This is a genomic window from Microbacterium sp. Au-Mic1, from assembly GCF_021341785.1.
Classification (GTDB): Bacteria; Actinomycetota; Actinomycetes; order Actinomycetales; family Microbacteriaceae; genus Microbacterium.
Map to the genome: position 1 here is coordinate 129,874 of NZ_JAJTTF010000003.1, position 12,244 is coordinate 142,117.

Here is a 12,244-nt window from a genome sequence, read left to right on the forward strand (position 1 = left end):
TCCGCCGCGATCAGTTCCCGGAGAACTCCGCCAGGCTCAGCGTCTGGTCGCCGGGCCGGGTGAACAGGCCCGCCTGCCCGCTGCTCGAGCCTCCGTGCGACGCCGGCTTGTCCCAGGTGCGGCCCGGAGTCGTCGCGGCCGTGGACGTGTCGATGCCCAGCACGAGCCCCGAGTAGCGGTTCACGAGCCGGACCGATCCGGTCGCCTCACCGCTCGTCGGATCGGTGTTCGGCACGACGAACCACTGCTGCCCGACGCCGGCCGATGCCTTGTCCGTGAGCGTCAGGCCCGCGCCCCAGGCCCGACCGGCCGTGGACGAGGCGTCGACGCCGAGGAGCGCCCCGGCCTGGGTCGCGATCGTGTACGCGCCGTCGCCGGTGGCCGTGAACGTCCAGGCGCCGTTCTTGCGATTCACGGATCCGGCGGTCGTCAGCTTCTTCCCGTTGCCGGACGCGGAGAGCTTGCGTCCGTCGGCGTTGGCGATCGTGTAGGCCTTCGTGGTGTCGACCGCGGAGGCCGGCGAGACCGAGGGGCCGGCATCGATCGTGATGTTGGCGAGCTGCGCATAGGCATCGCCCATGCAGCCGAACGAGCAGTACGACCGGAACGACTTGCCGACGATCGCCGAGCTCGTCTTGTTGGCCGGGTCGACGAACCACCGGTACCAGGAGGCCGTGGTGTACGCGGAACCGGTGTCACCGAGACGGAACCACTTCTGCGTCGCCAGGTTCTTCGTGGCGTAGAACTCTTGCGGCGCCTTGCCCGACTGGTCGGGGTTCTGCGGCTGTCCGATGTACAGGCCGAGGTAGGCGTCGTACGTGACGTCCATCACGAACAGCGGCGAGGTCGCAGGCATCTGCCCGTTCTTGATCTGTTGCTGCGCCGTGCCCGGGGTGTTCGGGTCGTACTCCTTGTCGACCGGTGTGTAGCCGGTCTCGGTGTCGTCGGCGACGGGGACCATGTTGCTCTCCTTGCCGGAGATGCCGGGTTCGGTCCAGGCGCCGTCGTACCACTTCTGCCAGGTGCCGGTCGCCATCTTGCCGGAGATCGGGGCGCGGGCGACGTGCTCGTAGAAGGCCACCCAGCCGCCGGTCTTGTTCACGACGCGGGAGCCGTAGAACGCATAGAAGTAGCCGGAGGCGTGGTCGACGTACAGGCGCGGGTCGCCGTCGCCGTAGGAGTAGGTCTGCTGCGGGAACGCCGTGGTGTCGCCGCGGGTCGTGCTGTAGGGCGAGGTGATCGCATGCCCGGGGATGGTCCAGGTCTTGCCCTTGTCGGTCGAGACCGCGTAGTCGATCGCGTCGTAGTGCAGCCCGTCGCCGAAGGGCTTGGGGGTGAACTCGTTGTGCACGAGGCCGTACCAGTCGCCCGAGTCGGGGTCGACCCACATCTGGGTGATGTCGCAGTAGTTCGGCTGCGTGTAGCTGGATCCTGCCGGCGCCTTCGTCGACTCCACGCCGGTCGGGCTGGCGTTGCAGAAGTCGGTCGTATCCGGGTTGGTGCCGGCGGCGTTGAGCGCATCGTTCGGCTTCGCCGTGTCGAAGTTCGAGCCGGTGTACCAGTTCCACTGCCGGATGTCGCCGTTGCTGCCGTCGGGCTCGTTGTAGTAGTTCGCGTGCGACTCGCCGAAGTGGAACGTGCCGTCGGCGTCGATGAACGGGCTGGCCGGGGTGTCGTCGGGGTACTGCCAGGTGCTGTCGTCGACGGAGTCGGTCGTGACCGTCGCCGCTGCGGGCTTGGGCGTCGGGGTGGGCGTCGGGGTCGGGGTGGGCGTGACGATCGGGTCGGTCGTGTAGACGACGATCTCGGAGGCCGAGGCGTTGTTCGACCCGTTCACGGCGTCCAGGACCTTGAACTCGACGTAGCGCGCCGACACCGGCTGGGCGAAGGTGACGTACTGGATCTGCGTGTTGCTCGTGGGCTGCGAGAACGTCGCCGTGCCCGCGGGCGTCCAGCCGCTGTTCCTGCCGTCCTTCGCGACCGCCGGGTCGTTCGTGGTCAGCACCTGCACGTCCTTGGCGGGGCCGTTGCCCTGCACCTTGACGGAATAGCCGAGACCGGTGAGGAGGTGCGAGGCGCCGATGTCGAACGTGAGGTAGTGCGGCATCGGATCCGGCGTGCCGCCGTTGTAGTTCGACGCCCACTGGGTCGAGTAGTCGCCGTCGAACGCGCCCTTCGCGGTGCCGTCGAGCGAGGGCGGCGCGGGGTATGGCGCCGACTCGGAGTCGACGTCGAGCAGCGTGTAGCCCGTGTCGGGGATCGCGGCACCGGCGGGCGGCGCGGCGTCGGCATGGGCCGCGGACACGGCGCCGAGGCTCAGCGTCGTCGCGGCGATCGCGAGCGCTGCGCCCCCGGCGAGAAGGCCCCGCGGTGTGCGGGGGAGGGACAGGATCTGTGGAGGCATCGGTCTTCCTTGCTGCGTCGTTGAGGCGGGGAGAACATCGGCCACGGTACCCCCAAGTTATCGCTAACATCAAGAAGATTCCGCGAATTGCAACGCGCAATCGCCGTCACGAGATATCGCAAACATCGTCGATGGCGCCGAGGGTGGTCGCGTGTGCGAGGCGGAGAGGCGGCCCTGGCGCGGTCAGCGACGGGGAGCGGCGGTCGAGCTGCGCACGACGAGTCGGGGGGTGATCGACTCCACGGGGGGCACGGCGCCCGGGTGCGAGATCGCGTGCAGCAGGTGCTCCACGGCGATGCGGCCCACCTCGCCGAACGGTTGGGCGACGGTGGTGAGCGCAGGGGAGCAGAACTCCGCGAGCGGGATGTCGTCGACACCCACGATCGACACGTCCTCGGGGATCGCCCGGCCCCGCTCGGCGAAGGCGCGCGAGAGACCGAACGCCATCTCGTCGCTCGCGACGAACACCGCGGTCGCCTCGGGGATGCGCGCCAGGATCCGGCCGGCGCGGTGGCCCGACTCGGGGGACCAATCCGCGACGATCTCGGGCGGCGCCTCTCGGCCGGCGTCGGCGAGAGCCTCGCGCCAGCCCTGGGTGCGGCTCGAGGCGTCGAGCCACTGCGGGGGCCCCGCCACATGCCACACGGTCTCGTGGCCGAGGTCCAGCAGGTGACGGGTCGCGATCCGGCCCACCTCGCGCTGATCGACCGCGACCACCTGGGTCGACGCCGTGCGCGATCCGTCGATCGTGATGGTCGGCACCGTCCGCGTCAGCTCGTCGATCGCGCGTGTCGTCGAGATCAGCGGGACCGCCAGCACGATCCCCTCGACGCCCTGGTCGGCGAGGCGCGACATCGCCTGCTCGATCTCGCCCGCGTCCAGGGAGGGCGTCGTCACGGAGTTCACGATGTAGCCGGCTTCGGATGCGGTGGTCTCGATGCCGACGGCCACCGCCGTGCGCGAGTAGAAGCCCGTGCGCAGCGACACGACGCCGATCGCCCTGCTCCGCCCGGACGACAGGGCGCGGGCGGCGTTGTTGCGGCGGTAGCCGAGCTGTTCGACCGCGGCGAGCACTTTCGCCCTGGTCTCCGGCTGCACGCTCGGGTTGCCGCTCAGCGTGCGGGAGACGGTCTGTGCCGAGACTCCCGCCAGGCGCGCGACATCCGCCATCCCCGGGATGCGGCGAGGATCCGGCGTCATGGCGGTGGTCATGGGTTCCGATCGTCGGCGGGCGCACGGGAGTCGCCCGGCACACGTGCATGATATCGATCACATCCGCGGACGCGCATGATGCCGGGCGGCGGTCTTCGCGCGGGCATAGCCTTGAGCCGTGACCTCGTCGGAACCCGGTGACCCGCTCGGCGCGCTCCTGGATCGTGCGCGCACGGCTCTCTCCGGCGTGCCGCGGGAGGCGCTCGGGCGTGAGAAGACCCCGCGATGGCGGGCGCCGCGCATCGTGCGCGCCGGATCCGCCTGGCACGTCGGCGTGCTGCTCATCGACGACGACGCGGTGTACGCCACGGCCGAGGTGCTGCGCGCCGCGGCGCCGGTGCGCCGAGGGTATGCCGCGGAGTCGGCGCGGGCCAGGGCCGAGAGACGTGCCCAGGCCTCCCGCGGCGGCTTCGGCGACGGCGAGACCGTGCATGTGGGATGGACGCCGATCGACGTCGCGACCGTGTCCGCCGGCGGCTCGTCGGGCCCCCTCGCGCTGATCGACGGCGTGCCGTCCGTGCGGTGGTCCGCGGCGGGCGGGTTCACGCCGCTCAGCGGATATCTGGACGAGCGGATCGCGCTGCTGCGGCAGGGGCTCGGCGACTGAGCGAAGCGCCCGCCTCGGGCGCTCGCTCGAGGCCCTGCCTCAGCGGGCGAGGGCGCGCTCCCCGAAGCGGTGCAGGATCCGCGCCGGCTCGGTGACCACGGATTCGAGCACCGCCTCCTGCACGGTGTGGAAGGCGTCCGGGTCGAAGTACCCCGTGGTGCGGTAGAAGACCATCCGATCGGCGAAGTCCCGCGGCGAGGGCTCGGGATGGAACTGCGTCGCGTACAGATCGGCCCCGACGCGGTACGCCTGCACCGGGCAGGTGTCGTTGCCGGCGAGCAGCACGGCCCCGGGCGGCACGGTCACCGCGCTCTCCTTGTGCGCGGTGAAGGCGTGGAACACGGGCCCGGCGGGGCCGAAGAGCGGATCCGCGACGGCATCGGCCGTGGTGCGGATCTCGGCCGCGGTCGCCTCCTCGGGGCTGTCCATGCCGACCTCGCCGCCGAGGAGGCGCGTGATCACGCCGATCCCGAAACAGGTGAAGAACGCGGTGGTGGTGCCGTCGATCGCCCGCTCCGCGATCCGCTCCAGATCCGACTCGACCCGTCGCTGCGTCTCGGACTTGCGGACGTCGGTGACGTTGAACGGCGAGCCGCCGATCACGAAGCCGGCGTAGCGGTCGAACACGTCGTCGGGCAGGGCCGTGGTGGTGAGGTCGATGCGGTCGAGCCCGTCGGCGTCGACGCCGAGGGCGACACGGAACGACGCGCGCTCCGCCGTCGCCGCATCCAGCTCAGGGCGCACGCCGACATACAGAAGCGAGGCCATCCCTGGATTCTAGGGGAGGGGAGCAGCGCCGCCGAGTCGCGATGCAACGCTCCGGAACAGTCGGGAAGCGGAGTCGGGAATACCCGAGATGGACTCGCGTTGAACTTGACAGCACAACGCTCAAGTTTGAGAGGAAGCGAAATGCCCAACGACTTCACCGACGCGGGTTCGGGCTCGTTCGACGAGTTCCTCGCCCGCTACCTCGCCGGTGAGCAGGCCCGGCAGACCCGGTCCATCGACCTCAGCCGGTTCCTCACCGTGCGCACTCAGCGCATCCTGCAGCGCGCCGGCCGGTTCGCGCTCGAGCGCGGCCAGACCGAACTCGACGCCCTCCACGTCCTCCGCACGATCGTCGAGGACGACGCCGTCGACCAGGCGATCCGCAACATCGGCGTGACGCCGCAGGCCATCGTCGACGCCGTCGACACCCGCCTCCCCGCACCCGGTGACGCCTCGGACATCGACGCCGCGACCATCACCCCGAGCGCCAGCCGCGCGCTGTTCCACGCCTACCAGGTGGCGCGCTCGTCCGGTGCGACCTACATCGAGCCGGAGCACGTGTTCTTCGCGCTCGTGCTCGGACAGGACGCCCCCGCGGGCCAGATCCTCGCCCGCGCCGGCGTCACCGCCGAGGCCCTGACCCAGGGTCTGCGCGAGCCCCTGCCCGCAGGTGCGGCGCCCGACCAGGACGGGGCGGCCGCGCAGCCCGCATCGGAGACGCCGATGCTCGACCGGTTCGGCCTCGACCTCACCGCACGTGCGCGTGCGGGCGAGCTGGATCCGGTGATCGGCCGGGCCTCCGAGATCGAGCAGACGATCGAGATCCTCAGCCGTCGCACCAAGAACAACCCGGTGCTGATCGGCGAGGCCGGCGTCGGCAAGACCGCGATCGTCGAAGGTCTCGCCCGCGCGATCGTCGACGGCGCCGTGCCCGCGCAGCTCGCCGAACGCCGTGTCGTCGCGCTCGACCTGCCGGCGATGCTCGCCGGCACCCGCTACCGGGGCGACTTCGAGGAGCGTCTGACCCAGACGATGGACGAGATCGCCGCGCACAAGGGCGAGATCATCGTCTTCATCGACGAGGTGCACACCGTCGTCGGCGCGGGCGGATCCGGCGAGGGCGGCGGCATGGACGCGGGCAACATCCTGAAGCCGCGCCTCGCGCGAGGCGACCTGCACCTGGTCGGGGCGACCACGCTCTCCGAGTACCGCCGGATCGAGAAGGATCCGGCCCTCGAGCGTCGCTTCCAGCCCGTGAAGGTCGCCGAGCCCTCGATCGAGGACGCCGTGCGCATCCTGGAAGGGCTCAAGCCCGCCTACGAACAGCATCACGCCGTCGAGTACACGGACGACGCGATCCGCGCCGCCGTCGAGCTGAGCGCGCGGTATCTGCCCGATCGGGTGCTGCCCGACAAGGCGATCGATCTCATCGATCAGGCCGGCGCCCGACTGCGGCTGCGCCTCGGCGTCGTGACCGACGTCGCGGCCCTGTTCGCCGAGCTGGCCGACCTCGAGGCACGCAAGAACGCCGCGGTCGGCGCCGAGCACTACGAGGAGGCCTCGCGGATCCGCGACGAGATCGCCGCCGTGCAGGCCCGGATCGACGACGCCGGCAGCACCGCCCGCCGGGCGGATGTCGAGTCGGCGGTCGTGGGGGAGGGCGAGATCGCCGCGGTGATCGCGCGTGCCACGGGCATCCCGGTCAGCCGGGTGTCCGAGGGCGAGCGCGAGCGCCTGGCCGACCTCGAGTCCGACCTGCACGCTCGGGTGATCGGGCAGGACGACGCGGTCGCCGCCGTGGCACGGGCCGTGCGCCGCAGCCGCACCGGCATGGGCGACGCCCGTCGACCCGTCGGATCCTTCCTGTTCCTCGGTCCCACCGGCGTCGGCAAGACCGAACTCGCCAAGGCCCTCGCCGACCGCCTGTTCGACGACGAGACCGCCGTGATCCGCTTCGACATGAGCGAGTTCGGCGAACGGCACACGGTGTCGCGGCTCGTCGGCGCCCCTCCGGGATACGTCGGCTACGACGAGGCCGGCCAGCTCACCGAACGCGTGCGGCGCAACCCTTACGCGATCGTGTTGTTCGACGAGATCGAGAAGGCGCACCCCGACGTGTTCAACCTGCTGCTGCAGGTGCTCGACGACGGCCGCCTGACCGATGGTCAGGGCCGCACGGTCGACTTCCGCAACACCGTGATCGTGATGACGTCGAACATCGGATCCGAGTTCCTCGCCTCGCGGTCGGGTGCGCTCGGGTTCGTGGCGTCGCAGGATGCCTCCGCGAACGGGTTCGCCTCGCAGGAGGACCTGCGGGCGCGCGTGATGGGCAAGCTCCGCGAGGCCATGCGGCCCGAGTTCCTGAACCGCATCGACGAGATCGTGCCGTTCTCCAAGCTCGGACGTGAGGAGCTGGGCCGCATCGTGCGGCTCCTGCTCCAGGCCACCTCCCGGCGCCTGGCCGGGCGCGAGGTGACGCTCGACGTCACCGATGCCGCGGTGGACTGGCTCGGTGAGCACGGCTACGAGCCGGAGTACGGGGCTCGGCCGCTGCGCCGCCTGATCCAGCGCGAGGTGGACGACCGCATCGCGGACCTGTTCGTCTCGGGCGAGCTCGGCGACGGCGGTCGTGTGGTCGTGGACGCGGCGGGCGGCCTGCTGCTCGTCACCGCGACCCCGGAGATGGCGCAGGCGGCCTGACCCGCAGGGCGAGGGCCGGGGCCGACGGGGTCCTGGCCCTCGTGCACGGGCCGGCGGAGCACCGGGTCCGAGCGCGCGGTCAGCGGGACGAGTTGGCGCGGCGGCCGCGCACGACCCCGACGAAAGCCTCGATGTCGGGCGTCGTGGCGTCGGCCGGCCAGGCCAGCAGCACCTGTGAGACGGGCGCATCGCGCAGGATCCGGTACTCGATGTCCTTGCGGTGGTGCAGACGCGCCAGCGACATCGGCGCGACCAGGATCCCGACGCCGGAGGCGACGGTCTGGATCGCGTCCTCCACGGTGTCGAGCGGGGGGATCCGTGACGGCGTCGTCGGCAGGTCGAGCGGGCCCAGCACGTCCTCGCGCGTGGTGAGCAGCGTCTCGCCCTCCAGGTCCGCGGGGGAGAGCTCCTCCGCGGCGAGCAGATGAGACTCGGTCGAGGCGATCACCACCGGAAGCTCCTCATAGAGCGGGATGGCGTGCATGCCGTCCTTGTCGAACGGTGCGCGCACGAGCGCGAGGTCGACGGCGCCCTCGGTGATCGCCGTGCGCTGCCCGGCGAACGCGATCGGCACGAGCTCGAGCGTCACCAGCGGCATCCGCTCGTTCCAGGTGTCGATCCAGCGTCCCGGGGTGGCGCCCGGCACCGCGCCGAGGCGCAGCGTGCGGGGTTCCTCCGCGACAGGGGTCGGAGCGTCGAAGACGACCTTCTCCGCCTTCTTGCCGCGCGGCGCGCTCTTGCCGGAACCCTTGCCCGTGCTCTTGCCCTTGGCGGCAGGACCCCCGGCGGTGCTGCGGGCGCCGCCCTTGGCCGAGCGCACCGCGGGTTTGCGTCCGCCGGATGCGCCTCGTCTGCTCATGCGTTCAGCGTACCGGCGGGTGCGGCGGATCCTCCGCGCGGATCACGACGCAGCACCGGGTGACGTCAGGCTCCAGCCGCGCCTCGAGGTGGCGGCAGCCGAGTCCTTCGGCGACCCCCGCGACGTAGGCCTGGTTCATGCCGCAGATGAGGTCGGTGTGAGTGCGCGCGAGGTCGTGGAACGGGCAGTTCGCCAGCACGAGCTCGTCGTCCACCGGGCGGGGCTCGTAGCCCTGGCCGGCCAGCGCGTGGCGGATCCGCTCCAGCTCCTGCTCCGCGTCGTCTTCGGGGGCCGCGCTCCCGTCGCGGGGCAGGGCGCGCTCCGGGGCTCCGCCTGCTGCCGGATCCGGCGCGGGATCGGCGCGGACCCGGGTGCCGTACGCGTCACCCTCCGTGTACGCGGCGTCGCGGAGCGCGGCATCGATCGGGGTGCCGTCGGCCGAGCGCTCGATGGCGCGGGCGAGCAGATGCCCCGCCAGGTCGAACCGCCGCGGCGGCAGCGACACGGCGATCGTCTTCTCCGTGCGCCGGTAGAGCTTGGATGGACGCCCCGCACCGGGGCCGCTGCGCCCGGAGAGTCGACGGAACTCCGCGTCGAGCAGTCCGAGATCGACGAGACGGTCGAGCTGGAAGCGCGCCACGTGCACCGGCACGCCGACGGCATCGGCCGCGCTCTCCCGGGTCACCGCGTCGGGCTGAGCGATCACATGCTCGTACAGCGCTCGCCGCGTGGGATCGGCGAGGGCGCCGATCCCCGCCGCCTGCTCCGAGATGCTCATGGCCACACTCTAACTGAAGATCCTCTTGATTTTAGAGGGCTCCGGTTCTAATTTAAAGAAAATACACATTTAGAAGGGAGCTGTCATGACCACCTCGACCCAGACCAAGACCGTGGCCCGTCCTCCGCTGCTGCAGGACGGATACCGGCAGGCCTTCCTGCTGCTGCGGACCGTCTTCACCGTCGCGCCCATCCTGTTCGGACTGGACAAGTTCGTGCGCGTGCTCAAGCCCGACTGGGAGGCGTACCTCGCCCCGTGGATGAACGGCATGATCGGCATGGACGCGCACACCTTCATGTACATCGTGGGAGCCGTCGAGATCGTCGCGGGCATCCTCGTCGCGGTCCTTCCCCGGATCGGAGGATACGTCGTGGCGCTCTGGCTGCTCGGCATCATCGTGAGTCTCGTCAGCGTCGGCGGATACCTCGACATCGCCCTGCGCGACTTCGGGCTGCTGGTCGGTGCTCTGGCGCTGTCGAGCCTGGCCGCCGGGCGGAAGGGCGATCCGGGCCGCTGAGTCGGATCCGGCCTCCGCGGACCTGGAGACCGCGATGGCGCGTGGAGGAGGGTGCGCCGTCGCGGTGCGCGGGGGCCGCTGCCCGGCGGGTGGTCGACGCGATGCCACGACACGCGCGAACTGCGTGCACGGGAATAGATCCGGCTCGTTCGCGGTTGCAGATGTATCCGGGGAAAGTCCCGGGCACGGGAGGTTTTCGTGGGTAAGAACTACGTCGACATCGAGGACGGCCACGGCGGCACCTTGCGCTATCGCAAGCACGCCAACGGCCGTGGTCTGATCGCGCACGGTGCCAAGGTGCACCCGCAGGCGGTCGTGGAGGCCGGCGCCTATGTCGAACCGGGTGCGAAGGTCGGGGCCGGCGCGCATGTCGCGCGTGGCGCCTGGATCGAGCCCGAGGCGATCGTGGGCGTGAACGCCCGGATCGAGGCCCATGCCCACATCGGGCAGGGGTCGGTGATCGGCGACGGCGCCACCATCGGCGTGCGCACCGAGGTCGGGGCCGGCGCGCACATCGCGCGCGGCGCGAAGATCGGCGATGACGAGACCGTCGCCGCCGGTATGACGCTGGACACCGACCGAAAGGGCCTGTGGCTCGCGGCGTGAACGCCGCGGCCGCACCGGCGTAAGAGCAGACCGCAGCATCGCAGGAACAAGACGCGCACCCCGGGTGGGGTGCGCGTCTTTCGCGTTCCGGTCGGCGGGCCGCTGCAGAGGATCCGGGAATCGAGCGGGTGGTGTGCTCAGCGCTGGCAGCGGGGGCACCAGAACGTGCGGCGCTCCTCGGTGGGGTCCGCTCCGAGCTCGCCGCTCTCGATGAGGGCACCGCAGCGGCGGCAGGTGCGGTGCGCGCGCCCGTAGACCCAGGTCGTGCGGCCGCGCTGGGCGACGCCGGTGAAGGTGCGGTCGAGACGGTCGCGGTTGGCCCGGATCGTGCGCGCGCCCAGTTCCAGCAGTGCCGTCACATCGACATCGATGGCGGGAGTCGTGGGCCGCACGCCGCGCAGGAAGAGCAGCTCAGCGGCGTACTCGTTGCCGAACCCGGCCACATTGCGCTGGTCGAGGAGGGCGACGTGGATCGCGCGTCGATCCTTGCCGAGGCGCCGTGCGGCCTCGGCAAGGTCCCAGTCGGCGGAGAGCGGGTCCGGTCCGAGGTGGGCGACGAGGGTCTCCTCGAGCGCGGTCGGCACGAGCGCCAGCATCGAGATGTCGAAGCCCACCGCTTCGGCCTCCGCCGTGCCCACGACCGCGCGGGCGGTGTAGCCGGGCGCCCGCCAGCGCTCGCCGGGGCGGTAGAGGTGCCAGGCGCCGTCCATGCGCAGGTGCGAGCGGAGCGTCGAGTCGCCGATCCGCATCAGGATGTGCTTGCCGCGCGGCACGACGGCGTGCACGACGGATCCGGTGAGGTCGGCGGTCGCCAGCTCGGGCACGCGCAGGTCGAAGCGGGTGACGATGCCGTCCCGCAGTGCGCCGTCGAGGCGCTGCGCCACACGGTAGACGGTGTCGCCCTCAGGCATGCGCGGACGCCTCCCCGGTGGGTTCGACGGGCCGAGCCTCGTCGGTGGGCCGGACCTTGCCGACGGGTCGGGCCTCGTCGCCGGGCCCGCGGCCGTTCATGCCGTTCGCGGCACGCTCGGTCAGCGCCCTGGCGAGCATCGTGGATCCGGCGACCGCCGCCGGCATGGTGATGACCGCGCCGAGCGGGATCATGAAGCAGAGCTGCGTGGCCACGCCGAAGCCGAGCACGCGCGCCCGTCCGGAGCCGAGCAGCCGCAGCCTGTCGTCGTGGCCGAGACCCCGGGCGTCGAAGGCGCGCCCGGTCAGCTCCCGTGCCAGCAGGCGCCCCGAGAGCAGAACGCCGACGACGGTCGCGAGCGGCCCGCCCACGAGCGGGATGAAGCCGAGGAGCAGGGTGAACAGCGCCACGAGCACGCCGAGCCCGATCAGCCGGAGGCCTTCGCCGACCGTGCTCCAGAACCCGGTCTCGCCCGTCGGCTCCTCCCCGCCCAGCGATGACTCCACGCCACGCCAGATGCGCTGGTAGAAGGGATCGCCGATCGTCAGCGTCAGTGCGGTGAAGACGAGCCCCGACAGCACGGTGGCGGCGACGAAGAGCACGATGCCGATCGCGATGCGCAGCGCGTCGCGCCATCCCGTGAGCCACCCGTCGGCGAACGGCGTCATCCAGGCCGTGAGGGAACCCAGCGACAGGCCGAAGGGGACGAGGGCCGCAGCCAGCACCGCGACGCTGATCAGAGCGGGGATCAGCCCGAGTGCGAGCAGGCGCGGGTGTGTGCGCCACAGGCCGAATCCGCGCACGAGGGTGCCGAATCCGGCGGCGAACTCACGGATCATGCCACCAGGGTAGGCGTCCTGTCGATGCGCAGCGGATCCGGGTC

General features: G+C 71.3%; 11 protein-coding genes. 4 read left to right on the plus strand and 7 right to left on the minus strand.

All coding sequences use genetic code 11. The features are described from left to right. Positions 1-10: 10 nt before the first annotated feature. The gene (locus LXM50_RS05190) at positions 11-2,404 is read right to left on the minus strand and encodes a discoidin domain-containing protein (protein WP_233310228.1); all 2,394 of its coding nucleotides are present in this window, start codon (positions 2,402-2,404) and stop codon (positions 11-13) included. Positions 2,405-2,587: 183 nt separating this feature from the next. Next, positions 2,588-3,616 (minus strand): LacI family DNA-binding transcriptional regulator, encoded by a 1,029-nt coding sequence (locus tag LXM50_RS05195; protein ID WP_233310229.1) that lies wholly within the window; start codon positions 3,614-3,616, stop codon positions 2,588-2,590. 118 nt (positions 3,617-3,734) lie between these two features. On the opposite strand from LXM50_RS05195, the gene LXM50_RS05200 reads away from it, so the two are divergent. Continuing rightward, complete coding sequence (locus LXM50_RS05200; protein WP_233310231.1) at positions 3,735-4,223, plus strand: glutaminase; 489 nt, start codon at positions 3,735-3,737, stop codon at positions 4,221-4,223. A 39-nt stretch (positions 4,224-4,262) separates the two neighbouring features. On the opposite strand, the gene LXM50_RS05205 is transcribed toward LXM50_RS05200, so the two are convergent. Beyond that, entirely contained in the window at positions 4,263-4,991 is a 729-nt protein-coding gene (locus tag LXM50_RS05205) for a GMP synthase (protein ID WP_233310232.1), read from the minus strand. Positions 4,992-5,132: 141 nt separating this feature from the next. Between LXM50_RS05205 and LXM50_RS05210 the strand changes: the two genes are divergently transcribed. Further along, a complete protein-coding gene (locus tag LXM50_RS05210; protein ID WP_233310233.1) occupies positions 5,133-7,691 on the plus strand; it encodes an ATP-dependent Clp protease ATP-binding subunit in 2,559 nt (852 codons plus the stop codon). 79 nt (positions 7,692-7,770) lie between these two features. Here the strand turns inward: LXM50_RS05210 and LXM50_RS05215 are convergent, their stop codons facing one another. Further along, positions 7,771-8,550: a LysR substrate-binding domain-containing protein gene (locus tag LXM50_RS05215; RefSeq protein WP_233310234.1), complete on the minus strand. Its 780-nt coding sequence runs from the start codon at positions 8,548-8,550 to the stop codon at positions 7,771-7,773. Positions 8,551-8,554: 4 nt separating this feature from the next. Further along, on the minus strand, positions 8,555-9,328 hold the full coding sequence (locus LXM50_RS05220) for a metalloregulator ArsR/SmtB family transcription factor (protein ID WP_233310235.1): 774 nt from the start codon (positions 9,326-9,328) through the stop codon (positions 8,555-8,557). 85 nt (positions 9,329-9,413) lie between these two features. Between LXM50_RS05220 and LXM50_RS05225 the strand changes: the two genes are divergently transcribed. Together LXM50_RS05225 and LXM50_RS05230 are read left to right on the plus strand one after the other, a co-directional pair. After that, positions 9,414-9,845, plus strand: a complete 432-nt coding sequence (locus tag LXM50_RS05225; RefSeq protein ID WP_233310236.1) for a hypothetical protein — start codon at positions 9,414-9,416, stop codon at positions 9,843-9,845. Between the two features lie 198 nt (positions 9,846-10,043). Then, positions 10,044-10,451 (plus strand): transferase, encoded by a 408-nt coding sequence (locus LXM50_RS05230; protein WP_233310237.1) that lies wholly within the window; start codon positions 10,044-10,046, stop codon positions 10,449-10,451. A gap of 137 nt (positions 10,452-10,588) precedes the next feature. On the opposite strand, the gene LXM50_RS05235 is transcribed toward LXM50_RS05230, so the two are convergent. After that, positions 10,589-11,362, minus strand: coding sequence for a DNA-formamidopyrimidine glycosylase family protein (locus LXM50_RS05235; RefSeq protein ID WP_233310239.1), 774 nt, complete (start codon positions 11,360-11,362; stop codon positions 10,589-10,591). Then, complete coding sequence (locus LXM50_RS05240; protein WP_233310240.1) at positions 11,355-12,200, minus strand: EI24 domain-containing protein; 846 nt, start codon at positions 12,198-12,200, stop codon at positions 11,355-11,357. Before LXM50_RS05240 ends, LXM50_RS05235 begins: the two co-directional genes overlap by 8 nt. Positions 12,201-12,244 lie beyond the last annotated feature (44 nt).